The organism is Brevundimonas sp. (assembly GCF_046295595.1).
Lineage (GTDB): Bacteria > Pseudomonadota > Alphaproteobacteria > Caulobacterales > Caulobacteraceae > Brevundimonas.
The window spans coordinates 61169-87831 of the sequence record NZ_JBKBMX010000002.1 but is presented as its reverse complement, the minus strand read 5'-3'; the positions used below and the strand labels follow the sequence as shown (position 1 = coordinate 87831).

22 protein-coding genes are annotated in these 26663 nt (G+C 70.2%); 12 read left to right on the top strand and 10 right to left on the bottom strand.

The window, feature by feature from the left end; genetic code table 11:
- Positions 1-143 precede the first annotated feature (143 nt).
- The 3 genes from ACK4JY_RS01600 to ACK4JY_RS01590 form a co-directional block, all read right to left on the bottom strand.
- Positions 144-608, bottom strand: a complete 465-nt coding sequence (locus ACK4JY_RS01600; RefSeq protein ID WP_409602448.1) for a universal stress protein — start codon at positions 606-608, stop codon at positions 144-146.
- A 229-nt stretch (positions 609-837) separates the two neighbouring features.
- Positions 838-5703, bottom strand: coding sequence for an NAD-glutamate dehydrogenase (locus ACK4JY_RS01595; RefSeq protein WP_409602447.1), 4866 nt, complete (start codon positions 5701-5703; stop codon positions 838-840).
- A 348-nt stretch (positions 5704-6051) separates the two neighbouring features.
- Positions 6052-7182 carry an AI-2E family transporter gene (locus ACK4JY_RS01590; protein ID WP_409602446.1) on the bottom strand — a complete coding sequence of 377 codons (1131 nt, stop codon included), beginning with the start codon at positions 7180-7182 and terminating at the stop codon, positions 6052-6054.
- Between the two features lie 105 nt (positions 7183-7287).
- Here ACK4JY_RS01590 and ACK4JY_RS01585 point away from each other — a divergent pair, with 105 nt between their 5' ends.
- Complete coding sequence (locus tag ACK4JY_RS01585) at positions 7288-8859, top strand: helicase HerA-like domain-containing protein (protein ID WP_409602445.1); 1572 nt, start codon at positions 7288-7290, stop codon at positions 8857-8859.
- An 881-nt stretch (positions 8860-9740) separates the two neighbouring features.
- Here the strand turns inward: ACK4JY_RS01585 and ACK4JY_RS01580 are convergent.
- Positions 9741-10895 (bottom strand): MltA domain-containing protein, encoded by a 1155-nt coding sequence (locus tag ACK4JY_RS01580; RefSeq protein WP_409602444.1) that lies wholly within the window; start codon positions 10893-10895, stop codon positions 9741-9743.
- Entirely contained in the window at positions 10892-11530 is a 639-nt protein-coding gene (gene timA, locus ACK4JY_RS01575; RefSeq protein WP_409602443.1) for a TIM44-related membrane protein TimA, read from the bottom strand. Before timA ends, ACK4JY_RS01580 begins: the two co-directional genes overlap by 4 nt.
- 237 nt (positions 11531-11767) lie before the next feature.
- On the opposite strand from timA, the gene secB reads away from it, so the two are divergent.
- Positions 11768-12277, top strand: a complete 510-nt coding sequence (secB, locus tag ACK4JY_RS01570) for a protein-export chaperone SecB (protein ID WP_409602442.1) — start codon at positions 11768-11770, stop codon at positions 12275-12277.
- 16 nt (positions 12278-12293) lie between these two features.
- Here secB and dnaQ read toward each other — a convergent pair whose 3' ends face one another.
- Genes dnaQ through ACK4JY_RS01545 form a run of 5 tightly spaced genes read right to left on the bottom strand, consistent with a single transcriptional unit; the run spans position 12294 to position 15913 of the window.
- Complete coding sequence (gene dnaQ / locus ACK4JY_RS01565) at positions 12294-13013, bottom strand: DNA polymerase III subunit epsilon (RefSeq protein ID WP_409602441.1); 720 nt, start codon at positions 13011-13013, stop codon at positions 12294-12296.
- A gap of 5 nt (positions 13014-13018) precedes the next feature.
- Complete coding sequence (gene coaE, locus ACK4JY_RS01560) at positions 13019-13660, bottom strand: dephospho-CoA kinase (RefSeq protein ID WP_409602440.1); 642 nt, start codon at positions 13658-13660, stop codon at positions 13019-13021.
- Entirely contained in the window at positions 13657-14454 is a 798-nt protein-coding gene (locus ACK4JY_RS01555) for a shikimate dehydrogenase (RefSeq protein ID WP_409602439.1), read from the bottom strand. The genes coaE and ACK4JY_RS01555 overlap by 4 nt, the downstream gene beginning before the upstream one ends.
- Complete coding sequence (locus ACK4JY_RS01550) at positions 14451-15047, bottom strand: Maf family protein (protein WP_409602438.1); 597 nt, start codon at positions 15045-15047, stop codon at positions 14451-14453. The genes ACK4JY_RS01555 and ACK4JY_RS01550 overlap by 4 nt, the downstream gene beginning before the upstream one ends.
- Complete coding sequence (locus ACK4JY_RS01545) at positions 15044-15913, bottom strand: pyruvate, water dikinase regulatory protein (protein WP_409602437.1); 870 nt, start codon at positions 15911-15913, stop codon at positions 15044-15046. Before ACK4JY_RS01545 ends, ACK4JY_RS01550 begins: the two co-directional genes overlap by 4 nt.
- Positions 15914-16429: 516 nt before the next feature.
- Here ACK4JY_RS01545 and hemE point away from each other — a divergent pair.
- From hemE to ACK4JY_RS01495, 10 genes are all read left to right on the top strand, one after another.
- Positions 16430-17473, top strand: a complete 1044-nt coding sequence (gene hemE / locus ACK4JY_RS01540; protein WP_409602436.1) for a uroporphyrinogen decarboxylase — start codon at positions 16430-16432, stop codon at positions 17471-17473.
- Positions 17470-18528, top strand: coding sequence for a ferrochelatase (hemH, locus tag ACK4JY_RS01535; RefSeq protein WP_409602435.1), 1059 nt, complete (start codon positions 17470-17472; stop codon positions 18526-18528). Before hemE ends, hemH begins: the two co-directional genes overlap by 4 nt.
- The gene (locus ACK4JY_RS01530) at positions 18525-19004 is read left to right on the top strand and encodes a CopD family protein (RefSeq protein ID WP_409602434.1); all 480 of its coding nucleotides are present in this window, start codon (positions 18525-18527) and stop codon (positions 19002-19004) included. The genes hemH and ACK4JY_RS01530 overlap by 4 nt, the downstream gene beginning before the upstream one ends.
- Positions 19005-19232: 228 nt before the next feature.
- Positions 19233-20654, top strand: a complete 1422-nt coding sequence (rho, locus tag ACK4JY_RS01525) for a transcription termination factor Rho (protein WP_409602433.1) — start codon at positions 19233-19235, stop codon at positions 20652-20654.
- Between the two features lie 82 nt (positions 20655-20736).
- On the top strand, positions 20737-20964 hold the full coding sequence (locus tag ACK4JY_RS01520) for a DUF6489 family protein (RefSeq protein ID WP_409602432.1): 228 nt from the start codon (positions 20737-20739) through the stop codon (positions 20962-20964).
- 136 nt (positions 20965-21100) lie between these two features.
- Positions 21101-22408 carry a tRNA uridine-5-carboxymethylaminomethyl(34) synthesis GTPase MnmE gene (gene mnmE, locus ACK4JY_RS01515; protein WP_409602611.1) on the top strand — a complete coding sequence of 436 codons (1308 nt, stop codon included), beginning with the start codon at positions 21101-21103 and terminating at the stop codon, positions 22406-22408.
- A 66-nt stretch (positions 22409-22474) separates the two neighbouring features.
- A complete protein-coding gene (mnmG, locus tag ACK4JY_RS01510) occupies positions 22475-24331 on the top strand; it encodes a tRNA uridine-5-carboxymethylaminomethyl(34) synthesis enzyme MnmG (RefSeq protein WP_409602431.1) in 1857 nt (618 codons plus the stop codon).
- 44 nt (positions 24332-24375) lie between these two features.
- Positions 24376-24948, top strand: a complete 573-nt coding sequence (gene rsmG / locus ACK4JY_RS01505; protein WP_409602610.1) for a 16S rRNA (guanine(527)-N(7))-methyltransferase RsmG — start codon at positions 24376-24378, stop codon at positions 24946-24948.
- Positions 24938-25744 carry a ParA family protein gene (locus ACK4JY_RS01500; protein WP_409602609.1) on the top strand — a complete coding sequence of 269 codons (807 nt, stop codon included), beginning with the start codon at positions 24938-24940 and terminating at the stop codon, positions 25742-25744. Before rsmG ends, ACK4JY_RS01500 begins: the two co-directional genes overlap by 11 nt.
- A gap of 28 nt (positions 25745-25772) precedes the next feature.
- A complete protein-coding gene (locus ACK4JY_RS01495) occupies positions 25773-26663 on the top strand; it encodes a ParB/RepB/Spo0J family partition protein (protein ID WP_409602430.1) in 891 nt (296 codons plus the stop codon).

Here is a 26663-nt window from a genome sequence, read left to right as displayed (position 1 = left end):
CGCGGGGGGGGTGGGTGGGCGCCCCCCCCCCCCCCCCGGGGGGGGGGCGGCCGGGGCGGGCCGCGCGGTCGCCGGCCGTCCCCACCCGGCTGTCGCTGCGCGCCAGCCACCCTCCCCGGGACGGGGAGGGAGAAAACGGGGCTCTACGCCAGGTCCTCCAGTTCTTTCTCCGTCAATTCCCCCGGCACGATGGTCACCGGCAGCTTGCGCCCGGTGAAGGCCGCGCCCTGTTTGACCACCGCCGCGACCAGCGGTCCCGGGGCCGTAGAACCGGAAGCCAGCACCAGAATCTTGATGTCGGGATCCTCGCCGACGACCTTGCGGATACAGGCCTGCGGCTCGCCACGCTCGATGAGCAGGATGGGAATCGAGCCCGAGCGCTCCCCCGCCTCGGCCGCCCAGGTGTTCAGCGAGGCCTCGGCCTCGGCCCGGGTCTGGCGCTCGATCTCCTCGCGCACCCCGGCCCAGTGGGCGTCCGAGGCCGCCGCCGGGATGATCCGCAGCATGACCAGATGGCCCCCGGTCGACCGCGCCCGCCGCGCCGCATAGCGCAGCGCCGCCTCGAACTCGGGGCTGTCGTCGACCACGACCAGAAACTTACGCGGCATCGGCGGCCCTCTCCCTCACACGGTACGCTAGCAGATCGGAAGCGCGCGCGCGAAGCGATCCGGAGCCCGTCCCCATACTCCCGCTCATCCCCGCGAAGGCGGGGATCCAGTCCTGTCCAGCATGGCGCTTCAGGTCATGAGACCACCGGCATCCTGGCGCTGGACCACGCAAGCCGCTGGATCCCCGCCTTCGCGGGGACGAGCGGAATGGGGGGTCGGCCGCCCCCCCCTAGCTCGCCGAGGTCGCGATCTCGCGGATGGCGCTGTTGGCGATGGTCAGCTTGGCGAAGGTCCAGCCCGAGCCCGAGGCCTCGATCTCGTCAACCGAGGCGCGCACCCCCTCCACCGTCTTCAGCCGCGGCCCGATCCAGCGGTCGACCGCCTGTTCCGCCGACAGTTCGGTGGCCCCGACCGAGGCGTCGGTCGAGCGGGCCACGGCCCGCGTCAACATCAGCTGCTCGTTCATCAGGTCCTCGATCAGACGGCGCACCGCCAGCCGGTCGAAATGATCGGCCGAGGGCACCGCCCCCGCCGCCGCGCGCAGCCGGTCGAAATCGAAGGCGGCCCCGACCTGGTGGTACAGGGTCGCCATGGCCGGCTCGGGCCAGCCGGCCTCGCGGGCCAGATCGCCGATGTCGGCCGTGGCCACCAGCGGCCGCAGCATGGCGAAGTCGCGGGCCATGGCGTCCGGCGCCCCGTGCGCCGTGAAGGCGGCGATGCGGCCTTCCAGCTGGGCCTGTTCGAAGCGCGACAGCACGCTGCCGCCGGCGGCCCGCAGGGCGTCCGCGGCCGGGCGATAGGCGGCGATCAGGCTCTCGACCGAGGCCCCGTCCCGCGTGGCGCGGCGGGCCAGCCAGAAGGTCTGGCGGCGCAGCACGGTCGAGATCTCGCGATAGAGGGCGATCTGGGCCTCGGCCGAGATCTTCAGGTCCAGCGCCGACACCTCGTCCCACGCCTGGTCGAGGCGGAACACCTGCCGCGCCGCCTCGAAGGCGGTGACCATGGCCCCGGTGTCGCACTGGGCCGACAGCCGCAGCCGTTCCGGGAAGGTCGGGCCGCACAGGTTGACGATCTCGTTCGACATCACAGTCGAGATGATCTCGCGCTTCAGCCGGTGCCGCTGCATGTCGGCCTCGAACTTGGCCAGCGGCTCGGGGAAGTAGCGCACCAAAGTGCGGTGGAAGAAGGGATCGTCCGGCGCGGTCGAGGCGACCACGTCGTCGAACAGCTCGATCTTGGAATAGGCCGTCAGCACCGCCAGTTCGGGCCGGGTCAGGGCCTGACCGGCGGCCTTCATCTCGGCCAGTCTGACGTCGTCGGGCAGGCCCTCGACCTTGCGGTCCAGTTTCCCCTTGCCGCCCAGCCACTGCATGAAGCGCTGCTGCGAATCCAGCGCCCCGACGCCCTCGGCCTCCTGCAGGCTGATGGCCAGGGTCTGGTCGTAGTTGTGCACCAGCACCTTGAGCCCGACCTCCTCGGTCATCGAGGCCAGCAGGGCGTTGCGGTCTTCGGACTTCAGCGCCCCTGAGGCGATCGCCGCACCGGTCAGGATCTTGATGTTGACCTCGTGGTCGGAGCTGTCGACCCCGGCCGAGTTGTCGATGGCGTCGGTGTTGAGCCGGCCGCCGTTGCGCGCGAAGCCGATCCGCCCGGCCTGGGTCATGCCCAGATTGGCGCCCTCGCCGATGACCTGGGCGCGCAGATCGACGCCGTCGACGCGGATCGCGTCATTGGCCTTGTCGCCGACCTGCAGGTCGGTCTCGTGCGCCGCCTTCACATAGGTGCCGATGCCGCCGAAATAGAGCAGCTCGGCCGGCGCCTTGATGATCGCCTTCATCAGCGCCGCCGGGTCCAGCACGTCCTCGGCGATGTCCAGCGCCGCCTTGATCTCGGGCGACAACTCGATCGACTTGGCCGAGCGCGGGAACACCCCGCCGCCCTTGGAGATCTTGCTCTTGTCGTAGTCCTGCCAGGACGAGCGCGGCAGTTCGAACAACCGCGCCCGCTCGACCCACGACGCGGCCGGATCGGGATTCGGATCGATGAAGATGTCGCGGTGGTCGAAGGCCGCGACCAGCTTGATCGCCTTCGACAGCAGCATGCCGTTGCCGAACACGTCGCCGCTCATGTCGCCGACGCCGACGACGGTGAAGGGCTCGGTCTGGATGTCCTTGCCCATCTCGCGGAAGTGACGCTTGACCGCCTCCCAGGCGCCGCGGGCGGTGATCCCCATCTCCTTGTGGTCGTAGCCGACCGAGCCGCCGCTGGCGAAGGCGTCGTCCAGCCAGAAGCCGTAGTCGGCCGAAATGCCGTTGGCGATGTCCGAGAAGGTCGCCGTGCCCTTGTCGGCGGCCACGACCAGATAGGGGTCGTCGCCCTCCCACAGCACCACTTCGGCCGGATGCGCCACCGAGCCGTCGGCGAGGATGTTGTCGGTGATGTCCAGCAGGCCGGACAGGAAGGTGCGGTAGGCGCGGATCGCCTCGGCCTGCTGGGCGTCGCGGTCGCCGCCGGCGCGGACCACGGCGGGCAGCCCCTTGGGATAGAAGCCGCCCTTGGAGCCGACCGGCACGATGACGGCGTTCTTGACCTGCTGCGCCTTGACCAGGCCCAGCACCTCGGTGCGGAAGTCGTCGCGCCGGTCGGACCAGCGCAGCCCGCCGCGCGCCACCGGCCCGAAGCGCAGATGCACGCCCTCGATATGCGGGGCCCAGACGAAGATCTCGCGGAACGGCTTGGGCAGCGGCAGGTCGTCCAGCTCGCGCGAGGCGATCTTGATCGAGATATGCGCCTTGGGCGCGCCGTCGGCCCCGGTCTGGAAATAGTTGGTCCGCTTGATCGCCAGGATCAGCAGCGCCAGCCGGCGCAGGGCCCGGTCGTGGTCGAGGCTCTTGACCGCCTGCAGCAGGGCCATCAGCTTGTCGGCCTGCTCCTTGACCGCCGCCGCCCGCTCCCTGGCGTCGCCGCCGGCCGCCGGATCGAATTTGGCGTGGAACAGCGACACCAGACCGCGCGCCACGGCCGGATAGTCGCGCAGCGCCTCTTCCTGCACCGCCTGACTGGGGTCGAGACCGGTCTGCTGGCGATAGCGGGCGAGGGTGCGCACCAGCGCCGCCTCGCGCCAGCCGACGCCCAGCTCCAGCACCAGCCGGTTAAAGCCGTCGCTCTCGGTGCGTCCGGTCCAGACGGCCGAAAAGGCCTGCTCGAACGGCTCGCGCACATCGTCGAAATGCAGGTCCCCGCCGCGCGGGTCCTCGAGCAGGAATTCGTGCACGTGGATCGACGGACCGCCTTGGGGCGACAGGGCATGGCCCCATTCCTCGAGCGTCTTCAGCCCCATGTCGGCCAGCACCGGCAGCACGTCCGACAGCGGAACGGCCGCGCCCCTACGGTAGAGCTTGAAGCGGAAATTCAGCGGCCCGTCGGAGGCGTTGCGGAAGGCCCGCACCGCCACCGGCTCGCCGCCGTCATTGAGGCCCGTGGCGTTCAGCCCGTCGGCCGCCTGCAGGTCGCGCACCGCCTCGTCGGCGCTGTAGCGGTCGCGATAGCCGGCCCCGAAGGCCCAGGCCCAGCGGGCGCTCAGCGGCCCGACTTGGACGTCGTCGACGTCGGCGGTGCGCAGGGCGCTCTCGAACCGGTCGACCCAGCTGCGCCCGGCCTCGGCGATCTCGGCCTCCAGCGCGGCCGGGTCGGGGCAGGGGTGTTCGCCCGGGGTCACGCCGATGATGTAGTGGATGCGCACCAGCGGCTGGTCCGACAGCTGCGGATACCAGGCCGACAGCCGGCCGCCCCAGGCGTTGGCCAGAATCCGGCCGATGCGCTCGCGCACCCCCGGATTGAACCGCTCGCGCGGAATGAAGGTCAGCACCGAGACGAAGCGGTCGAACGGATCCTTGCGCGTGAAACTCTTGATCCGCGGCCGGTCGTGCAGGTGCAAGATGCCCAGCGCGATCTCCAGCAGCTCGTCCTCGGTGATCTGGAACAGCTCGTCGCGCGGATAGTTTTCGAGGATGTTCTTGAGCCGCTTGTGGCTGTGCGACCCGGCGACCTTGTCGGCGCGGGCGAGGGCGTTGGCCACCTTGCGGCGCAGCAGCGGCACCTCGTTGGCTGTCTTGTCATAGGCCTCGACGGTGAACAGGCCGACGAAGCGGGTCTCGCCCGAGGGCTTGCCGTCCGCTCCAAACCGCTTGACCCCGATATAGTCCATATAGGCGCGGCGATGCACCCGCGAGCGGGCGTTGGCCTTGGCCACCGTCACCGGCTCGGACAGGTTCAGCTGCTTCTTCATCGACCGGGTCAGCACCGCCGGCTCGTTGGCGCGGCGCAGCACGGTGCGCTCCGGATCGGCCAGCACGCCGAGGCCGGCGCCCGACTGCGACAGCGGCGCCTCGGCCTCATACCCGCCGTCGGCCGTGCGCGGATAGTCGTAGTCGCGGGCCCCGAGGAAGACGAAATGATCCGCCTCCAGCCAGCGCAGGAAGGCCAGGTTCTCGGCCAGGATGTCCGGGTCGACCCCCGCCACCCCGGCCTCCAGATGGGCGATGGACCGCGCCATCAGGGCGTTCATCGCCCCGTGGTCGGCGACTGCGGCGCGCACGTCAGCCATGGTCGCCGCCAGGCTCTCGCCGAGAGCGTCGCGCCGCTCCTGCGGCGTCGGGTCCATGACCACGATGATCACCGAGGTGCGGACCCCGTCGATCTCGACGATCGGGTGGAACATCGAGCGCACGGTGACGCCGACCTCGGCCAATTCGCCCATGACGCTGTCGACGAGGAAGGGCCGGTCGTCCTGGACGATGGCGATGGTGTCATAGCCGACGTTGTGCCCGTCGGCCCCGGTCAACGGCCCCAGGGTGATCAGGGCCGCGTCGCCCGGCCGTCGTCCGGCCGCCGTGCGCCACACCGAGGCCAGCAGATGGGCCAGGTCGGAGCCGCTCAGTTCCGGCGTCTCGTCGGCGACATAGTCGTCATGCGCCTGGACCAGATAGGCGCGGGCGCCCTCGGTCGCCGGGCCGCCGATCGCGGCGGCGAAATTCGCCTCCAGCGCCTCCAGGGTGATCGCCTGAGGGTGCGTGGGGGCGGTGGCGCCGGGCATGGAGGTCTCTTTGTGTATCGCGACCGCTGACGGGCCGCCTGGAACGTCGCCAGACTAGGCCGCTTCGCCGCTTGGGCAAGCCACACCGTCGGGACGGGGGTCCACTAGGCCAGCGGTCTGGCGACGGGAAGCCCGAAATGAGACGAAATCGCGCCCCCTGTGGTCCTCGCCCGGAACCAGAAACGACTAGGCCGCCGGACTTTCGCCCGGCGGCCTGTTCGGACCGGCGCCCTAGGAGGGGGGAGGGGAGGCGCCGATCTTGCGCGCCGCGGCTTGGGGGGGAGGGGGGCCGCGGCGACAGGGCTGAGATAGGCGCCGGTTGTGGCCAATCAAGGGCGCGGGAACGGCTCAATCAGGCCCGGCCTGCGGCGGGTTGACGCGGCGACGCGGCGGGGCCTTCGTCGCCTCGGAGTCGGCATAGGGCTCGCCGTCGCCGGACAGCAGGATGGCCATCCAGCGCGAGCCCTTGAACTCGGCCAGGATGGCCATGGCCATGACGGCCAGCGGCGTCGACAGGAACATGCCGACCACGCCCCAGATCTTGCCCCAGAAGGCCAGCGACAGCAGCACCACCACCGGGTCGATGTTCTGGTTGTCGCCCTGCATGCGCGGCTGGATCAGGTTGCCGCTGATGAACAATATGATCTGCAGCCCGACCAGCAGGATCACCGCCGGCCAGTAGCTCTCGAACTGGACAAGGGCGAACAGCGGCGGGGCGAGGCCCGCCACCGCCCCGCCCAGCACCGGAATGAAGCCGACGATGAAGATGACGAAGGTCCAGAACTCGGCGTTCTGCAGCCCCACGGCCCGCATCAGCAACCAGGCCGCGGCGCAGATCATCGCCCCGGTGACGGTCTGCACCCACAGATAGCCCTCGACCCCGCCGCGCACCCGCTCGAACACCTCCAGCGCCTCGCCGCGCGCGGTGCGGTCGGGGAACATGCCGACGATCTTGCGCCGGAAGCCCGACTGCGAGGCGATCAGGAAGGCCAGATAGATCATCACGAAGAAGGCGCCGGTCAGCACCCCTTGGGCCTGCAGGGCGGCGTCGGCGAGGTAGCTGCGCAGATCCAGCTGGTTCATCAGCTCCGCCGCCGTCGGCACGGTCTCGACCCCCAGCACCCGGGCGCCATCGATCAGGATCTGGTCGATGCGCGGGCCGATCCGCGAGGTCACGCCGTTCGCCTCGCTGAAGAAGCCGGCGGCGCCGTTCACGATCACCCAGATCGAGGCGAAGAACAGCACCACGACCAGGATCAGGGCGGCGGTCCCGGCGAACCGGTGCGGAATGCCGGTCCGCTCCTCGATAAACCGCTTCACCCCGTCGATCATGATCAGCAGGAAGATGGCCATGGCCAGCGGCGTCAGGATATCGCGCAGCCAGTAGACCGCGGCCCCGGTGGCGACGACGGCGATGGCCACCAGCGCATTGCGGGCGACAGAGGACGTCGGCAGGGTGATCGGGGCTTTCATCGCCATATGGTCAAGGTCCCCGGGCTTGCAGTCAATCGGCGGCGCGAACGGCCTTGAACCGCCGCGCCGGCCGGTAGAGCATGAGCGCCAAGCTTGGCCCGGAGTTCCCCCATGACTGATGCCGCCCACGGCCTGTTTCTCGGCCAGTCCCCGACGGAGGGCGGCGGACAGGCCGAAATCCTGCTGTGGAACCGCGCCAACCGCCACGGCGTCGTCGCCGGGGCCACCGGCACCGGCAAGACGGTGACCCTGCAGATCATGGCCCAAGGCTTTTCCGACGCCGGCGTGCCGGTCTTCTGCGCCGATGTGAAGGGCGACCTGTCCGGGATCTGCGTGCCTGGCGCGCCGAATGAGAAACTGCTCGCCCGCGCCGCCGGCATGGGGCTGACCCTGACGCCGCGCGCCGCCCCGACGGTGTTCTGGGATCTGTACGGCGAAAAGGGCCACCCGATCCGCACCACGGTCAGCGAGATCGGCCCGCTGCTGCTCGGCCGCATGCTCAACCTCAACGACGTCCAGGAAGGCGTCCTGTCGGTGGTCTTCCACGTCGCCGACAAGGAAGGCCTGCTGCTGCTCGACCTCGACGACCTGCGCGCCCTGCTGGCCCATGTCGGCGAGAACGCCGAACGGATCGGCCGCGAGGTCGGCCATGTCGCCCCCGCCTCGATCGCCGCCATCCAGCGCTCGATCCTCCAGCTGGAGCAGCAGGGCGGCAAGGCCTTCTTCGGCGAGCCGGCCCTGCGGCTGGAGGACATGATGCGCACCGGCCTCGACGGGCGCGGACAGGTCAATGTGCTGGACGCGACGAAGCTGATGGGCAGCCCGCGCCTGTACGCCGCCTTCCTGCTGTGGCTGCTGTCCGAGCTGTTCGAACAGCTGCCCGAGATCGGCGACCCCGACAAACCCCGCCTCGTCTTCTTCTTCGACGAGGCCCATCTGCTGTTCACCGACGCCCCGGCGGCCCTGCGCGAAAAGGTCGAGCAGGTCGTGCGGCTGATCCGCTCCAAGGGCGTCGGCGTCTATTTCGTCACCCAGAACCCGGCCGACATTCCGGACACCGTCCTGGCCCAGCTCGGCAACCGCATCCAGCACGCCCTGCGCGCCTACACCCCGACCGAACAGCGCGGCCTCAAGGCCGCCTCCAACAGCTTCCGCGCCAACCCGGCCTTCGACACCGCCGGGGCCATCCAGTCGCTCGGCGTCGGCGAGGCCCTGGTCTCGACCCTCGACGAAAAGGGCGCCCCGCATGTCGTCGCCCGCACGATGATCCGCCCGCCCGACAGCCGCCTCGGCCCCGCCACCGAGGCCGAGCGCGCCGCCGTCATGGCTGCCAGCCCGGTGCGCGGCCTCTATGACGTCGCCGTCGACCGCGAATCCGCCGAAGAGGTTCTGACCGCCCGCCGTGGCGAGGCCGACCAGGCCGCCGCCGGTGCAAAGCTGATCGCGGCCCGGACGAAGGCCGAGGCCGCCACCGCGAAGGAGGCCGAAAAGGCCGCCGCCGCCCGGGCGAAGGAGCAAGCCCGCCTCGACCGCGAAGCCGCCCGCCCCCGCGCCCCGGCCCGCCGCTCGACCCGCGAAACCCCGATCGAGGCGGCGACCAAATCGGTCCTCCGCACCGCCGGCAGCACCATCACCCGTGAACTCCTGCGCGGCCTGCTCGGCGGCCTGAAGCGGCGGCGGTGACAGGTGCAGGGTCCTTCTCCCGATGGGAGAAGGTGGCCGGGCGGAGCCCGGTCGGATGTGGGTCGGCTGTGTCAGTCGGCGCAAGCAGCCGCCCGGAACAGCGACGCGGCTTGCGCCGAATGTTCGCCCTCCCTGCTTTCGTCATCCTCCGGCAAGCCGCGTTTTCGCGGCGCAGACCGGGGAACCCAGTGGCGCGCGACAGCGCGAACCTGTCGGGAGCGCCGCTGTTCAGGATAGCCTGCCTGAATAGGTCGCCTTCGGCGCCGCTGGGTCCCCCAGTCTCGCTGCGCTCGCCGGAGGATGACGAAAGCAGGGACGAAGCCCATGACGCTGTGCTTACAATCCGCGAATCTATAGTCTAGTTACCAAAATATTCGCCAACTAATTCAACGGACTAATCTTTTCTCGATCCGTTTTGTCTGTCCTAGGGCGGGCCTCCCGTAAAATGCTCCCCATCCCGTCGAACGGGGAGGGCGTCGGATCCACGTTCCTCGATGGCGGCGGGCTGTGGTCGAGCGATGAAGCCCGGGCGACGGAGAGTCCGGGGGTCCTCGAGGGCAGGGATGGATCCTGCCCGCTTGCTCGCCGCGCGGCTTGAGGATCGGGCCGATGCCGCTACATGCGGTCACGTCCGACCCATGACGGCGTCAGCAATGGCCTGTCATGTTCCGGTAAGGCCTCAATCGGGCCGCCAGCCGGAGGGTCGTGTGGAAAACGACTGCGCGGGGCGGTCTGTCTCGTCGAAACGGTAAACACATTCCGCACCGGGCGAGGCCCGGTCGCCCCGCTCTCTCCCCACCCGCTTCCCCCGAAGTGGCGAAGAGTCGTGCCTTCTTCCGCCTCGAGGGGGGAGAAGCGCTCTCAGATCTTTGACAATCGAACTAGCCGCGCGGAACCAGCCGCCACATCCTCAGCGGGTGGCGCACCGCCCCGGCCTCCTCGCCGGCCGCCGCGCCCCGGCCCATGTACAGGTCGGCACGCACCGGCCCGCGAATGGCCGAGCCGGTGTCCAGCGCCACGACCAGCCCCTGATAGCTGCCCCGCGCCCCGACCAGATTGCCGCCGTCGGCCGAAATCCAGACCAGATCGCCATAGCGCCAGTGGCCGGGATCGACGGCGATGGCGCGGCGGGCCGGGAGGGGTATCCCCGCCGCCCCGTTCGGGTCGCCGCCGTCGTCGGGATCGAGGCTGAAGAAGATGTAGCGCGGGTTCAGCGCCATCACCGCCCGCGCCTCCGGTCCCCGGTGCGCCGCCAGCCAGGCCCGGATCGCCTCGCCCGAGGTCCCGTTGCGCGGCAGCAGGCCCTGCTCCGCCATCGGCCGGGCGATGCCGGCGAATTTCTGCCCGTTGTCCGCCGCATAGGCGGCCCGCGCCTTCGACCCGTCCTCAAAAGTCAGATAGCCCGAGCCCTGGATCTGCATAAAGAACAGGTCCTCGGCCCGCATCCAGGCCAGGGGCCCAGCCCCCCATTGGGCGCCCGCCAGCGCCCCCGCCTCGATCTGCGCCCGCGGCGGCAGGACCTGGCCGCGGGTCCAGCCGGCGGGCGGGGCCAGCACCGGACTGTCGAACACCGCGTCGGGGCTGCGGCGCGCGGCGTACTCCGGGGCGAAATAGGCGGTCAGCAGCCCCGGACCGCCGTCCGGCGTCTCCGCCGCCACGACCGAGAAACCGCTCTCGAAAAACGCCCGGGCCAGCGACGGGGTCACCGGCTTCGACGTACGACGCAACTGCTGGGCGCGCTCGCACTGGGTCCGGGCCGGCGCATCGCGGGCGACGCGGCAGGTGTCGGCCCAGGCGTTGAAGGCGGCCAGATGGTCCTCGTCGGCCCAGCCCGCCAGCGCCGCCGGACTCAGGCCGGGCGGGGCGTTCGGCGTCGGCGTCGGAGCCGGGGGCTGCGGCGCGGTCGGGACCGGCGTCGGGATCGGTGATGGTCCGGGCGCGGGGGCCGTGGCGCAGGCCGCCAGCAGCAGCGTCAACGTCAGAACGACGGCGCCGACGGCCGCCCGGGACTTCGCCCCGCGGCCGACCGGCCTCATGCGGCGGCGGGCTCGGTGCGGGCCAGCAGCCAGTTGGGATCGCTGGCGCCGAGGGTCCGTTCGAAGGTCCAGACCTCGGCGACGCGCCGGTCCTCGACCTGCTCCTCGACCGAGGCGTTGGCGGACTTCACCCGGTTGCGCAGTTCGGCGAGGAAGCGGACCTTGGCCGTGGCGCGGTTCTCCTGCGCCGTGGCCAGCTCGAGATCGGCGCGGGCCGGGTGCAGGAACTCCGCCTCCTCGGTCTCGCCGCGGGCCTCGCGCGCGGCGATCCCCGCCTCGAACGACTCCATCACCCGGGCCGTCAGCAGGGGCTTCAGCGTCTCGCGGTCGCCGGCGGCATAGGCGCGGACGATGGTCTCATGCGCCTGGCGGGCCCCCTCGAGGAAGCGCACCGGATCGAAATTGGGGTCGCGCGCCTTGAGCCCGGCGATCGACGACAGGGTCGCGGCGTCGAGCAGGTTCGGCCGCGCGGAGCCCGCCTCCGCCGGGACGGCCGTCGCCGCCGGCGGCTTGGCGCGCGCATCCTCCTCGGGCTGGCGCCCGACCTTCTTGCCCAGCACATTATAGAGCTGGAACAGCACGATGGCCGCGATCACGGCGAAGATGACGATCTGGACCTGGACCTGCACAGGCATTCCTTGACTGGCGGCCGACGAAAGCCGGGCGCGACGAAACGACGATTAGGGACTGATATGGGGGCGCGCAAGGCGAACGGCGCCCCCCGCCGCCCGCGACGGATCGCCCTGCCCCCGTTCGCGTCGAATCCTTCACGGGCGAGCGTCGTTGCCGGACCCGGCCTCGCATGCTAGTCGCCGCGCCTTCCGGGCCGGTCCGTCCGCGCCCCCACGTCCCTCCAGACAAGACCGATCGCCATGACCGACGCCGCCCCGCCCGCCGACGCCAACCCCGCCCCGAACGGCGTCGAGACGCCTCCCGGTCCCGGCTTCCGCATCCTCGCCCAGTTCGTCCGCGACCTGTCGTTCGAAAACCCCAAGGCTCCCGACTCCCTGCGCGTCGAAGGCAAGCCGGCCATCGATCTCGGCGTCGAGATGAACGCCCAGGGCCGCAAGGACGGCCTGTTCGAGGTCGAGCTGCGCCTCACGGTCAAGGCCACCACCGACGCCCTGACGGTGTTCAATGTGGAGCTGGTCTACGGCGGCCTGTTCGCCCTGCACGGCGTGGCCGAGCCCGACATCGAGCCGATGCTGCTGATCGAATGCCCGCGCTACCTGTTCCCGTTCGCCCGCGAGATCATCGCCCGCGCCACCTCGGACGGCGGCTTCTACCCGCCCTTTATGCTGGACCCGATCGACTTCGCCGGCATCTATCTGTCGCGCCAGCAGCAGATCGCCCGCGGCCCTGCCGAGATGGCCCAGGCCTGAGTCAGCAGAGGCGGCGTCAGGCCGCCTCGACCTCCAGCCCATAGGCCTTCCACAGCGAGTGGTCCTTCAGCGTCGCCCGCAGGAAGGCCAGATGCGCCGCCTGTTCCGCCTCGCTGACTCGCGCCGCCAGCGGTCGCGGTCGCGGCCCATAGGCGCCCAGCGCCGCCTCGGCCGCCGCCTGGCTGGCCACGGTGCGTCCAGACGACAGGTCCAGCCGCCGCTCCTTGCCGCCCTTCAGCTCCAGATAGACCTCGGCCAGCAGCCGCGCGTCGATCAGGGCCCCGTGCAGGGTGCGCTCGACAAGGCTGATCTTGAATCGCTTGCACAGGGCATCCAGCGAATTGGCCATGCCCGGAAACCGGCTCTGGGCCAGTTTCAGCGTATCGATCCAGCGCGTCTCCTCCAGCAGCGGATGGCCGCACAGGCCGCACTCGTAATCGATGAACGAGCGGTCGAAGGCGGCGTTGTGGGCGATCACCGGCGCGTCGCCGATGAACTCCATCAGATCCTTGACCACCTCGTGGAAGCGCGGCGCGTCCTTCACCTTCTCGTCGGTGATGCCGTGCACCCGGATGGCGTCCGGCGGGATCAGCCGCTCGGGATAGACCAGGGTGTGATACATCCGCCCGGTCGGCAGCAAGTCCTCGATCTCGATACAGCCGACCTCGATCAGCCGGTCGCCGGTCTTCGGATCGAAGCCGGTGGTTTCGGTGTCGAGGACGATTTCGCGGGTCATGCCCCTTATTGAATCGCTTCGTCGTCCGGCGAAACCCCGCGCCGGGGCGAAGTCCACCCCGGGGCCAGAACCGTCCCCACGATTTCGCCGACCCGGGCGCGCGCCGCCTCCAGCCCCTTATCAGTCTCGACGATAAAATCGGCGCGCCGGCGCTTCTCGGCGTCGGGCGTCTGCCGCGCCAGAATGGCCTCGAACCGCTCGCGGGTCATGCCGGGCCGGGCCAGCACCCGTTCGGCCTGGACCTCCGGCCCAGCGGTGACCACGACCACCGCATCGACCGCGGCGTCGCCGCCCGTCTCGAACAGCAGCGGAATGTCCAGCACCGCCAGCCGCACGCCGCGCCGATCGGCCGCCGCCAGCGCCTCCAGTCGCCCCCGCAGCACCAGCGGATGGACGATGGCCTCCAGCCGGCGGAAGGCGTCCTCGTCCTGGCCCAGCGCCCCGGCCAGCCGGATGCGGTCCACGGCGCCGTCCACCACCACGCCCGGAAACGCCTCGCCGACCGGCCCGACCGCCGCCCCGCCCCGGGCGTAGAGCCGGTGGACCGCCTCGTCGGCGTTCCACACCAGCGCCCCGGCCTCGGCGAACATCGCCGTCGTGGTGGTCTTGCCCATGCCGATGGAGCCGGTCAGGCCGAGCACGATCATGCGGCCTCTCCCAGCACCGCCAGCGCCAGCGCCCGCACGTCGACCGGCGGCGGCTCCACGCCAAAAAAGGCCTGGAACGACGGCCGCGCCTGGCCGATCAGCATGGCCAGCCCGTCCACCGTCGTCAGACCTCCTGCCCGCCCGGCGGCGAGGAAGGGCGTCAGCAAGGGCTTGTAGGTCATGTCCATCAGCACCGCGTCCCCCCGCAGCGCGCCGACGTCGATCTCCGGCGGCGCGCTCAGCGCATTGACCACCAGCGCCGCCTCCGCCGCCGTCTCAGGCCCCGCCACCGCGACGCTGAGGTCGGCGGCCAGCCGCTCCGCCCGCTCCGCCGTCCGGTTAAGCACGCTGACCTCGGCCCCCGCCGCCTTGAGCGCCGCCGCCGCCGCCCGTGCCGCCCCGCCGGCGCCGAGGATCAGCACCGGCCGTCCCGACAGGTCCAACGCCGGCGCCTGCTCCGCCAGCGCCGCCAGCAGGCCGGCCCCGTCGGTGCTGTCGGCCCGCACGCGGCCGTCTTCGAACACCAGAAGGTTGGCCGATCCACAGATCCGCGCCGTCTCGCTGACCTGATCCGCCAGCGCCAGCGCCGCGGCCTTGAACGGGGCGGTGACGTTCAGTCCGCGCAGCCCCCCGGCCCGGCCCTCTGCGACCAGGGCCGCGAACCTGGCCTCGTCCGCCGGTCCGAAGGCCCGATAGTCGGCGTCCAGGCCCGCGGCGGCGATCCACGCCCCGTGGATCAGCGGGCTCAACGAATGGGCGATCGGCTGCCCCGCCACCCCCGCGACCACGCTCATGTCGTCAGCACCCCGGCCCGGCGCAGCTCGGCCAGCACCGGCCACAGCGGCATCCCCAGCACGGTGAAATAGTCGCCCTCGACCGCCTCGAACAGCTGCGATCCCATGCCCTCGAGCCGGTACGACCCGACCGACCCCAGCAGGGCCTCGCCCTCGGCCGCCAGATAGGCGTCCAGAAAGGCGTCGGAAAAGTCGCGCATCCGCAGGGTCGCCGTGTCGACGCCGGACCAGACCACCTGGCCGTTGCAGGCCAGGGCCGCGCCGGAATGCAGCTGGTGGGTCCGCCCGCGCATCAGCCCTAACCGGTCCCGCGCCGCCGCCATCGACGGCGCCTTGGAGACCAGTCCGCCGGCGAAGGCCAGGGTCTGGTCGGCGCCAAGCACCCAGGCCTCCGGATCGTGGCGCGACACAGCCAGCGCCTTGACCCGCGCCAGCTCGACCGCCAGCCCCGCGGCGTCGGCCGGATCATGCACCGCCTTGACCGCGTCCTCGTCGACATCGGCGACCTGGACCGAGAAGGGCACGCCCGCGCCCTCCAGCATGGCCCGCCGCGCGGCGCTCTTGGAGGCCAGCACCAGACGTTCGCCGCTCACCCGAGAATCCCCAGCCTGTGGGTGCGGCGCTCGTTCAGCACATTGATGATCGCCGCCGCCGTCTCCTCGACCGAGCGCCGGGTCACGTCGATGACCGGCCAGCCGCGGCGTTCGAACGCGCGCCGCGCCTTGACCGTCTCCTCCCGCACCGCCTCGTGGTCGGTATAGGACGAGGCTTGCGCGGCGTTGAGCCCGTCCAGCCGGTTGCGCCGGATCTGCACCAGCCGGTCGGGCGAGACGGTCAGGCCGATGATCAGCGGGTTCTTCAGCGCCACCAGCCGTTCGCCGTCCTCCTGCCCCGGCACCAGCGGCACATTGGCGGCGCGGATGCCGCGGTGGGCCAGATAGATGCAGGTCGGCGTCTTGGACGTCCGGCTGACGCCGCACAGCACCACGTCGGCGCCCTCCAGCTGGTCGGTCGTGCCCTGGCCGTCGTCATGGGCCATGGCGTAGTCCAGCGCGGCGATGCGGTTGAAATAGTCGGTGTCGAGCGCGTGCTGGGCCCCAACCCGGGTCGACAGGGCGGCGCCGAGATAGCGCGACAGGGCCCCGACCAACGGATCGAGCGCGGCGATCTGCGGCATGTCCAGCCGGCGGCAGCCATCCTCCAGCTGTTCGCGCAGCTCGCGGTCGACGAGGGTGTGCAGCACCACGCCGGGCGAGGCGGCGATCTCCTCCAGCACCCGGTCCATCTGTTTCGACGACCGCACAAGGGCGTAGATGTGCTCGATCGGGATCACCCCGTCGAAGCGCGCCACGACGGCCTTGGCCATGGCGTTCAGGGTCTCGCCGGTCGAATCCGAGACCAGGTGGACATGAAAATAGGTCGCCAGTCGCGAGACGCCGGCCGCGCGGGCCGGGCTCATCGGGCGCCGGGCCCGGTGGACGAACTCATCGGAAGCGGTCCATGCGACGAGACTCCTGTGGACGGGGCCGGGCGCCGATCGCCCCGACCCGTGCGTCGATCTCTATAGCCGGACGGGCCGGACGCGGCGAGCGGGGATGACGGTGGACGGCGCCGGTGGTCGTCAGGCGAGTCGTCCCGTGCCGGACGCCTGTCCGATGATCGGGTGTGGACAGTGTTAACAAGACCTTAACGGCGCCCAGAAGCGAATGGCGGCGATCGGTCCGAAGGGCCCGCATGGCAAGGCTTCGTTAAGTGTTATCCCCGCTTTCACCAGCCCGGTGGACGTCCGGGGATGACCGGCCGACCCGGGGCGGACAAACCTGTTCGGACCAGCTTGGAACCCGACCTTATCCCCGTCATCCCCCGCCCTGCCTTCTTCCACCACTCTTCTTGATTCTCTTTCATTGAAGGAATGGGGGGTGCGACACGGCCCGGGCTTGAGGTGGACCGGCCCCCCCGGTAAGCCCGGGATCAGATGACCAACTCCCAGACGCCCCTGCTGCTCAAGGTTCTCGCCGGCGAGACGACATCGCGGCCACCGGTGTGGTTCATGCGCCAGGCGGGACGGTATCTGCCCGAGTACCGCGCGCTCCGGGCGACGACGCCCGACTTCATCTCCTTCTGCCTGACCCCCGAAAAGGCGGCCGAGGCGACGCTGCAGCCGATGCGGCGGTTCGGCTTCGACGCCGCCATCGTCTTCGCCGACATCCTGCTGATCCCCCGCGCCCTCGGCCAGGAGGTCTGGTTCGAGACCGGCGAGGGGCCGCGGCTCGGCGCCCTGCCGCCGGTGGAGGCCATGCGAGCGCTGGCCTCCGGGGCCGGAGAGGCGTTGAAACAGGTCGGCCAGACCCTGTCGATCGTCAGGGGTGAGCTGGAGCCCGGGCGGGCCCTGATCGGTTTCGCCGGCGCGCCCTGGACCGTAGCCACCTATATGCTGGACGGCGAGGCCCGCACCATCGGCAAGGGCGAGCGCGCCCAGGCCCGGACCTACGCCTATGCCGACCCAGAGAAGGTCGCGGCCCTGCTCGAGGTGCTGGTCGAGGCCACGGCCCATTATCTGAAGATGCAGGCCGACGCCGGCGCCCAGGTGCTTAAGATCTTCGAAAGCTGGGCCGAGGGCCTGCCCGACGACCTGTTCGAGAGCCTGGTCCTGCAGCCGCATCTGGCGCTGGTCAAACGGGTGCGCGAACTGGGGGTGACCGTGCCCCTGATCGGCTTCCCGCGCGGTTCGGCAGCGCTGGCCGAACGCTATGCGACCGCCTGCGACGTCCAGGCCGTGGCATTGGATACCGCCTGTCCGCTGGCGGTCGGCCGCCGGGTGCAGGCGATCAAGCCGATCCAGGGCGCGCTCGACCCGCTGCTGCTGCGCGCCGGCGGCCCGATGCTGGACCGGCGGGTGGACCAGTTGCTCGAGGCCTGGGGGCAGGGGCCGTGGATCTTCAACCTCGGACACGGAATTCTGCCCGATGTGCCGATCGAGCGCGTTGAACAGGTTCTCAAACGGATTGGCGCGCAATGAAGACGATCAACGGCCGCCGCATCGCCGTGGTGCTGTTCAACCTCGGCGGGCCTGACGACCAGGCTTCGGTCCGGCCCTTCCTGTTCAACCTGTTCAACGACCCGGCCATCATCGGCCTGCCGGGCGTCGCGCGGACGCCGCTGGCCTGGCTTATCTCCAGCCGCCGCGAAAAGACGGCTCAGGCCAACTACGCCCTGATGGGCGGCGGTTCGCCCCTCCTGCCGGAAACACGCAAACAGGCTGCCGCCTTGGAGGCCGCCCTGTCGTCGCGGCTGCCCGAGGACGAGGTTCGCGCCTTCATCGCCATGCGCTACTGGGCCCCGCTGACCGAGGAGACGGCGGCCGAGGTCGCGGCCTTCGCTCCGGACGAAATCGTCCTGCTGCCGCTGTATCCGCAGTTTTCCACCACCACGACCCAGTCCTCGATGAAGCGCTGGAACGCCGTCTACGCCGGATCCGGCGAGAGCCGCACGGTCTGCTGCTGGCCCGAGGCCTACGGCTGGGTCGAGGCGCAGGCCCGGGCCATCGCCGGCAAGCTGGACGAGGCCGGCGACCGACCGGTTCGCGTTCTGTTCTCGGCGCACGGCATCCCTGAGTCGCTGGTCAGCCGCAAGGGCGATCCCTACCAGGAACAGGTCGAAAGCACCGTCTCCGCTGTCGTGGCGAAACTCGAGGCCATGGGCCGCAAGGTCGACCACGCCCTCTGCTACCAGAGCCGCGTCGGACCGATGAAATGGCTCGGCCCCTCGACCCCAGAGGCGCTGGAACGCGCGGGGTCGGACGGCGTCGGCGCCGTGGTCGTGCCGATCGCCTTCGTCTCCGAGCATGTCGAGACCCTTGTCGAGCTGGACATCGAATACGGCGAACTGGCCCACGAACTCGGCGTCGCCCCCTATCTGAGGGTCCCGGCGGTCGGGACGTCGGAGCCGTTCATCACCGCCCTCGCCGACGCGGCGCTGCATGGCCTGTCGCGCACCGGCGTGGCGCCCTACGGCCCGGGCTGCCGCGGCGACTGGAAGGCCTGTCCCTGCCAAGCCGAGAACCGCGCCGCATGAGTTACGAGACGTTCAACGTCGTCCGCGGCCTGCACATCCTGGCGGTGATCGCCTGGATGGCGGGGATGCTGTTCCTGCCCCGCCTCTACGCCTATGACGCCGAACAGGCCGACAAGCCCGAGCCGCTGCGCGGCGAGATGCAGGGCCTGCTGAGGGAATGGCAGCGCCGCCTGCTCAAGATCATCGTCAATCCGGCAATGACCGCCGCATGGGTGTTCGGCGTGTGGATGATCGTCATCCATGTCCATGGCTTCGGCGAGGGGTGGGGCTTCCTCGCCCAGCCATGGATGGCGACCAAGCTGCTGGCCGTCGTGGCGCTCAGCGGCTGGCACGGCTTCCTCGCGGGCGAGTTCAAACGCATCCGGGCCGGGACCTCGACCCGCTCCGGCCGGTTTTGGCGCATGACCAACGAAATCCCGTTCCTGATCGCCGTCGTCGCCGTCCTTTCCGTGACCGTCGAATGGACGCTGGGATAGCCGCCGACGCTTGACCTCGGGGCCACGGCGTGGTTTCGCTGGTCGCGAACCGATCCTGGCCTGGGGCTCACGCCCTCCGGACGGTCCCTCTCATACAGCGACGCCTGCCGGATCGACCCTGCGGGACCCACGCCGCCCTCCCTGCCGGCCCCCGGGCCAACATCGCCAGCCGCCCAGACCCCGCCGGTTCGCGGGCGTCCGTGCGCGCCCGCCTGAAGAAGATTTTCCATGACCGACGTCCGCGACACCGATCCGACCGCCCCCGAGGCCGAGACCCTCGACGGCGACCAGCCGACCAATGAGGTCGACGCCGCCGACCTGCCGATGGTCGATCAGGAAGCCGGGGATGACGAGGAGGAGGACGACGGCGAGCCGATCGTCCCCAACGGCCGAATCACCTTGGCCGAGCTGAACGAGAAGACGCCGGCCGATCTGGTCGCCTTCGCCGAAGGCCTCGAGGTCGAGAACGCCTCCAACCTGCGCAAACAGGACCTGCTGTTCGCCATCCTCAAGGCCCTGGCCGACGAGGAAGTCGAGATCATCGCGGACGGCGTGCTCGAGATCCTGCCCGACGGCTTCGGCTTCCTGCGCAGCCCCGACGCCAACTATCTGCCGGGTCCGGACGACGTCTATGTCTCGCCGTCGCAGATCCGCCGCTTCGGCCTGCGCTCGGGCGACACCATCCACGGCGCCGTCCGTGGTCCGCGCGAGGGCGAGCGCTATTTCGCCCTGCTCAAGGTCGACACGATCAATCTCGAAGACCCCGAGATGGTCAAGACCAAGGTCCTGTTCGACAACCTGACCCCGCTCTACCCCGAAGAGCGGCTGCACATGGAAATCCAGGATCCGACGCTGAAAGACCGCTCGGGCCGGGTCATCGACATCGTCGCCCCGCTCGGCAAGGGCCAGCGCTGCCTGATCGTCGCCCCGCCGCGCGTCGGCAAGACGGTGATGCTGCAGAACATCGCCAAGTCGATCGAGAAGAACCATCCGGAAGTCATCCTGATCGTCCTGCTGATCGACGAACGGCCGGAAGAGGTCACCGACATGCAGCGGACGGTGAAGGGCGAGGTCGTCGCCTCGACCTTCGACGAGCCGGCCACCCGCCACGTCGCCGTCGCCGAGATGGTGATCGAAAAGGCCAAACGCCTGGTCGAGCACAAGAAGGACGTCGTCATCCTGCTCGACTCGATCACCCGCCTCGGCCGCGCCTACAACGCCACCGTCCCGTCGTCGGGCAAGGTCCTGACCGGCGGCGTCGACGCCAACGCCCTGCAGCGGCCGAAACGCTTCTTCGGCGCGGCGCGGAACGTCGAACAGGGCGGCTCCCTGACGATCATCGCCACCGCCCTGATCGACACCGGCTCGCGCATGGACGAGGTGATCTTCGAAGAGTTCAAGGGCACCGGCAACTCCGAGATCGTGCTGGACCGCAAGGTCGCCGACAAGCGCATCTTCCCGGCCATCGACGTGCTCAAGTCCGGCACCCGCAAGGAAGAGCTGACCACCCCCAAGGATCAGCTGGCCAAGACCTATGTCCTGCGCCGCATCCTTAACCCGATGGGCCCGCAGGACGCGATCGAGTTCCTGATCGACAAGCTGCGTCAGTCCAAGAACAATGCCGACTTCTTCCAGTCGATGAACACCTGACGGCGGTATGGCCGCTGTTTCACGTGAAACACCCTCAAGCAGCCTGCCGCGCGCATGGCGTCAGGGGAAAAGGAGTGGCGCTATGAAGGTCAATGTCGAGATCGACTGCACGCCGGCCGAGGCCCGGGCCTTTCTCGGCCTGCCCGACGTCGCGCCGCTGAACGATCACATGGTGGCCGAGATGAAACGGCGCATGGACGAGAACATGGCCGCCATGCAGCCGGACGAGCTGATGAAGACCTGGACCAGCTTCGGGATGCAGGCCCAAGACCAGTTCCGCAAGCTGATGGAAGCGGCGGTCAAGCCGTGAGCGACGCCGTCTCCTCCCCCGCAGGGGGAGGGGGACCGCGAAGCGGTGGAGGGGCTCTTTCCGCCGTCCGCCAACCCCTCCGTCACGCCGCTGCCGCGGCGCGCCACCTCCCCATCGGAGATGGGGAGGAGACATGATCCCCGACACCATCTTCGCCCTCGCCACGCCGCCGGGTCGGGGAGCCATCGCCATCCTCCGCCTGTCAGGGCCGCGCACCGATGCGGCCCTCGCCAACCTCGGCGCCGGCGGTTTGAAGCCGCGTCTGGCCTCGCTCCGCTCACTCGCCCGCGACGGCCGCCCCCTCGATCAGGCCTTGGTCCTCCGCTTCCCGGCGCCGAACTCCTACACGGGCGAGGATTGCGCCGAGCTGCATCTCCACGGCGGCCGGGCGGTCGTCGAAGCCGTCAGCGACGCCCTGATCAGCCTCGGCCTGCGCCCCGCCGAGCCCGGCGAGTTCACCCGCCGCGCCTTCGAGAACGGCCGGATGGATCTGGCCCAGGCCGAGGCGGTCGCAGACCTGATCGACGCCGAGACCACGGCCCAGGCGGCCCAGGCCCTCGGCCAGCTGGACGGCGCCCTGTCGCAGACCTACGCCGGCTTCCGCCACGACCTGCTCAAGGCCCTCGCCCTCGTTGAGGCCGAGATCGACTTTCCCGACGAGGAGGTGCCGGACCATCTGGCGCTTACAGCCGGGCCGGTGCTGGACGGGCTGATCGCCAATCTGCAGGCCGCGCTGGCCGACGCCCGGCGCGGAGAGCGGGTGCGCGAGGGCTATCGCATCGTCCTGATCGGCGAGACCAACGCCGGCAAGTCGTCGCTGTTCAACGCCCTGGTGGCGCGCGAGGCGGCCATCGTCACCCCGATCGCCGGCACCACCCGCGACGTGCTGGACGCCGACCTGATCATCGGCGGCTACGCCGTGACCCTGTCCGACACCGCGGGTCTGCGCGACAGTGACGATCCGATCGAGGCGGAGGGCGTGCGTCGGGCGCGGGCCCGGGCGGAACAGGCCGAGCTGCGGCTGTGGGTCCGGGCGCCGGGCGATCCGGAAGGCTCCGCGGCCGCCTATGCCCGGCCCGACGACCTGATGGTCTTCACCAAGGCCGATATCGAACGCGCCGCCCTGCCGCCGGACGGCGAGTCCCTGATCGTCAGTACGACTACGGGGGAGGGGCTGGGCGCCTTGCACGACTGGCTGGCGGCGCGACTGGCGCGCGACCTGTCCGGCGGCGATTTCCCGGCGGTCACCCGCGAGCGACACCGGCGGCGGCTGACCGAGGCGCTGGCGGCGGTCGAGGCGGGGCGGCGGGCGCTCGACCTCGCGCCGGAAATGGCCGGGGACGATCTGCGCCGGGCCGTCGACAGTCTGGCCCGCGTCACCGGCGCCATCGGCGTCGAGGACATCCTCGGCGAGGTGTTCACGACCTTCTGCATCGGCAAGTGACGTTTCACGTGAAACACGCCCCGCGCGCCGGTAGCGAAACCGCCGGCTTTCCCCTATGTCCCGGCCATGAAGCGTTTCGACGTCATCGTCATCGGCGGGGGCCACGCCGGCTGTGAGGCCGCGGCGGCGTCCGCGCGCGCCGGGGCCGCCACCCTGCTGCTGACCCAGAAGCTTGAGACCATCGGCGAGATGTCCTGCAACCCGGCCATCGGGGGTCTTGGCAAGGGTCATTTGGTGCGCGAGATCGATGCCATGGACGGGCTCATGGGCCGGCTGGGCGACGTCTCCGGCATCCAGTTCCGGCTGCTCAACCGCTCCAAGGGCGCGGCGGTGCAGGGGCCGCGCAGCCAGATCGACCGGCGCCTCTATCGCGAGGCGATGCAGGCCGAGCTGGCGGAGACGCCGAACCTGACCCTGATGGCCGGCACGGCCGAGAGCCTGATCCTCGACGGCGGCCGCGTCACCGGCGTCGTCACGGGGGAGGGCGTCGAGCTGCACGCCGCCGCCGTGGTCCTGACCACGGGCACCTTCCTCAACGGCGTCATCCACAAGGGCGACCAGCGCATCCCGGCCGGCCGTCACGGCGAGGCGCCCTCGACCGGTCTGGCCGCCGACCTCTACGGCGCCGGCCTGCAGATGGGCCGTCTCAAGACCGGCACCCCGGCGCGGCTGGACGGCCGCACCATCGCCTGGGACCGGCTGGAAATGCAGGCGGCCGACGCCGATCCCGTGCCGTTCAGCTTCCTGACCGGGCGCATCGACGTGCCCCAGATCGCCTGCGGCGTGACCCACACGACCGAGGCGACCCACCGCATCATCGCAGACAATCTCGGCGACAGCGCCGTCTATGGCGGGCACCTGTCCGGCCGTGGTCCGCGCTACTGCCCGTCGATCGAGGACAAGGTGGTGCGGTTCGCCGACAAGGCCTCGCACCAGATCTTCCTCGAGCCCGAGGGCCTCGACGATCCCACTGTCTACCCGAACGGCATCTCGACCTCGGTCTCCAACGCCACCCAGGCCGCCTTCCTGCGCACCATTCCGGGGCTGGAGGCGGTCGAGGTGTTCCGCTTCGGCTACGCCATTGAGTATGACTTCGTTGATCCGCGCGAACTGACCCCGGCGCTGGAGGTCAAGAAGCGCCCCGGCCTGTATCTGGCCGGCCAGATCAACGGCACCACCGGCTATGAGGAGGCGGGAGCCCAAGGGTTGATCGCCGGCCTCAACGCCGCCCGCGCCGCGGCCGGATCGGACCCGACCATCCTCGGCCGGGACCAGGCCTATATCGGCGTCATGATCGACGATCTGGTCACACGCGGGGTGACCGAGCCCTACCGGATGTTCACCAGCCGGGCCGAGTACAGGTTGACGCTGCGGGCCGACAACGCCGATCAACGGTTGACCCCTGTCGCCATGGCCGCGGGTCTGGTCTCGGCCGGGCGCCGCGCCGCCTTCGAAGCCAAGGCCGCTGCGCTGGCGGACGCCGCGGCGCTGGTGCGCGGCGCGACCTATACGCCCAAGGAGGCCGGCGCCCTCGGCATCGCCGTCAACGCTGACGGCCAGCGCCGCTCGATCCGCGACCTGCTGGCCTTCCCCGGCGTTGACCTGACCGCCTTCGAGGCCGCCCATCCCGCCATCGCCGCCTGGCCGCGGCAGGTGCGCGAACAGGTCGAGATCGACGCGGGCTACGCCGGCTATCTCGACCGACAGGCCTCGGACGCCGAGGCCCTGCGCCGGGAGGAGGCGTTGGCCATCCCGTCCGACCTCGACTATGCGGCCATCGGCAGCCTGTCGAACGAGGTGCGCGAGAAGCTGAACCTGGTCCAGCCGCGCACCCTCGGCCAGGCCGGGCGGATCGAGGGCATGACCCCCGGCGCCCTGACGGCCCTGCTGTCGCATGTGAAGCGGGCGAAGGTCGCGGCGTGACCCCATCCGAATTCCAGACCCTGACCAACGCCACCCCGGCGCAGATGGCCGACCTCGACATCTTCATCGAACGGCTGACCGAGACCAATGCGGTGATGAATCTCGTCGGGCCCGACAGTCTGCCGGACGTCTGGAACCGGCATATCTGGGACTCGGCTCAGCTGCTGAGCATGGCTCCCGCGGCCAGGACGTGGGCCGACCTCGGAGCCGGGGCCGGCTTTCCCGGTCTGGTGCTCGCGATCCTTCTGAAGGATCGATCCGACAGCCATGTCTGGCTGATCGACAGTCTTGGCAAGCGCTGCCGCTTCCTTCAGGAGGCGGTGGACGGGCTGTCGTTGCGGGCTACGGTGATCAATGGTCGGGCCGAGGAGCAGAGGGTCACGGCGGACGTCGTCACCGCCCGCGCCTTGGCGCCGATGGAGAAGCTGCTCGGCTATGCACAGCCTTATCTACAGCGCGGCGCACAGGGGCTGTTTCTCAAGGGGGAAAAGGCCGAGGTTGAGTTGATCGAAGCCCGCAAGGTCTGGCATTTCGACAGCAGTCTGTCCGTCTCGCGCAGCGACCCGCGCGGCCGTATCGTTTCCGTCCGGAGTCTCCGTCGTGTCCATAGCCGGTAAGACGCGCGTCCTCGCCATCTCGAACCAGAAGGGCGGCGTCGGCAAGACGACGACGGCGATCAATCTCGGCACCGCCCTGGCGGCGATCGGCGAAAAGGTGCTGATCGTCGACATGGACCCGCAGGGCAATGCCTCCACCGGCCTGGGTGTTCCACGTGAAACACGCCGGGTGACCATCTATGACGTCATCGTCGACGGGCGCTCCGTCGACGAGTCGGCGGTGCAGACCTCGGTCCCCGGCCTGCATATCCTGCCCGCCGACGCCGACATGTCGGGCGTCGAGATCGAGCTGAGCCAGGCCGATCGCCGCTCCTATCGCCTGCGCGACGCCCTTGAGGGGCAGGGCGGAGAGGGTCAGACCCGGTATGACTATGTGCTGATCGACTGCCCGCCGTCGCTCAACCTGTTGACGCTCAACGCCATGGCCGCGGCCGACGCCGTTCTGGTGCCGCTGCAGTGCGAATTCTTCGCCCTTGAAGGTCTGAGCCAGCTGATGAAGACCATCGAAATGGTGCGGCAGAGCCTGAACCCGACGCTGGAGATCCAGGGTCTGGTCCTGACCATGTACGATCGCCGCAACGCGCTGTCGGGGCAGGTGGCGGCGGATGTCCGCAAGCATTTTGGCGAGAAGGTCTACGAGGCGGTGATCCCGCGCAATGTACGGGTGTCGGAGGCGCCGTCGTTCGGCAAGCCGGCGCTGATCTACGACCTGAAATGCGCCGGCAGCCAGGCCTATCTGCGCCTCGCCCGCGAGGTGGTGGCGCGCGAGAAGACCCGGCGGCTGCAGGCCGCCTGATGCGAATTTACGAAGTGGAATCAGTATCTTGAGCGAACGTCAGCGCGGTCTGGGCCGGGGATTGTCGGCCCTTCTGGGAGAACAGGCCGGCGAAGCGGTGCCGGTCGACGGCTCGGCCGCCCCGGCCGGGGTGCGCATGGCGCCGATCGAGTCGCTGAAGCCTAACCCCGACCAGCCGCGCAAGCTGTTCGACCACGGCGACCTGGCCGAACTGGCGGAATCGATCCGCGACAAGGGCGTGCTGCAGCCGATCCTCGTGCGGCCGCATCCGAAGGACGACGGCGTCTGGCAGATCGTCGCCGGCGAACGCCGCTGGCGCGCCTCGCAGATCGCCCGCCTGACCCAGGTGCCGGTCATCGTCCGTGAGATGGACGACGTCGCGGTGTTCGAGGTGGCGATCATCGAGAACGTCCAGCGCGCCGACCTCAATCCGCTGGAGGAGGCCGACGCCTATCGCCTGCTGATGGAGCGGTTCGGCCGCACCCAGGACGCGGTCGCCGGCGTGGTCGGCAAGAGTCGCAGCCATGTCGCCAACACCCTGCGCCTGCTGCAGTTGCCGGAAGAGGTGCTGTGGTATGTGCGGCACGGCAAGATGAGCGCCGGCCACGCCCGGGCCCTGATCACCGCCCCCAACCCCGCCGCCCTGGCCGAGCAGATCGTCAATGAGGGGCTCAACGTCCGTCAGGCCGAGGTGCTGGCGCGGCGCGCGGCCGAGGGGCCGAAGCCGGCCAAGGGCAAGGCCCGCACCGGCGCCTCAGGCGAGGGCGGGGCCGATATCGCCGCGCTGGAACAGGATCTGACCGACGCCCTCGGCCTGCCGGTGTCGCTGGTCGATCGCGGCGGCAAGGGCGAGCTGAGCCTGCGCTACGGCAGTCTGGAACAGCTGGACGACCTGTGCCGGCGGTTGATGCGCGGCTGA

Bases quoted from the DNA above. Each gene is read 5' to 3' on its own strand.
- rho (WP_409602433.1), top strand. From the start codon at position 19,233: ATGACCGACGTCCGCGACACCGATCCGACCGCCCCCGAGGCCGAGACC.
- ACK4JY_RS01545 (WP_409602437.1), bottom strand. From the start codon at position 15,913: ATGAGCCCGGCCCGCGCGGCCGGCGTCTCGCGACTGGCGACCTATTTT.
- timA (WP_409602443.1), bottom strand. From the start codon at position 11,530: ATGCCTGTGCAGGTCCAGGTCCAGATCGTCATCTTCGCCGTGATCGCG.
- coaE (WP_409602440.1), bottom strand. From the start codon at position 13,660: ATGATCGTGCTCGGCCTGACCGGCTCCATCGGCATGGGCAAGACCACC.
- secB (WP_409602442.1), top strand. From the start codon at position 11,768: ATGACCGACGCCGCCCCGCCCGCCGACGCCAACCCCGCCCCGAACGGC.
- hemH (WP_409602435.1), top strand. From the start codon at position 17,470: ATGAAGACGATCAACGGCCGCCGCATCGCCGTGGTGCTGTTCAACCTC.
- ACK4JY_RS01580 (WP_409602444.1), bottom strand. From the start codon at position 10,895: ATGAGGCCGGTCGGCCGCGGGGCGAAGTCCCGGGCGGCCGTCGGCGCC.
- ACK4JY_RS01600 (WP_409602448.1), bottom strand. From the start codon at position 608: ATGCCGCGTAAGTTTCTGGTCGTGGTCGACGACAGCCCCGAGTTCGAG.
- dnaQ (WP_409602441.1), bottom strand. From the start codon at position 13,013: ATGACCCGCGAAATCGTCCTCGACACCGAAACCACCGGCTTCGATCCG.
- ACK4JY_RS01590 (WP_409602446.1), bottom strand. From the start codon at position 7,182: ATGGCGATGAAAGCCCCGATCACCCTGCCGACGTCCTCTGTCGCCCGC.
- ACK4JY_RS01555 (WP_409602439.1), bottom strand. From the start codon at position 14,454: ATGAGCGTGGTCGCGGGGGTGGCGGGGCAGCCGATCGCCCATTCGTTG.
- ACK4JY_RS01595 (WP_409602447.1), bottom strand. From the start codon at position 5,703: ATGCCCGGCGCCACCGCCCCCACGCACCCTCAGGCGATCACCCTGGAG.
- ACK4JY_RS01530 (WP_409602434.1), top strand. From the start codon at position 18,525: ATGAGTTACGAGACGTTCAACGTCGTCCGCGGCCTGCACATCCTGGCG.
- ACK4JY_RS01585 (WP_409602445.1), top strand. From the start codon at position 7,288: ATGACTGATGCCGCCCACGGCCTGTTTCTCGGCCAGTCCCCGACGGAG.
- mnmG (WP_409602431.1), top strand. From the start codon at position 22,475: ATGAAGCGTTTCGACGTCATCGTCATCGGCGGGGGCCACGCCGGCTGT.
- ACK4JY_RS01520 (WP_409602432.1), top strand. From the start codon at position 20,737: ATGAAGGTCAATGTCGAGATCGACTGCACGCCGGCCGAGGCCCGGGCC.
- rsmG (WP_409602610.1), top strand. From the start codon at position 24,376: ATGGCCGACCTCGACATCTTCATCGAACGGCTGACCGAGACCAATGCG.
- hemE (WP_409602436.1), top strand. From the start codon at position 16,430: ATGACCAACTCCCAGACGCCCCTGCTGCTCAAGGTTCTCGCCGGCGAG.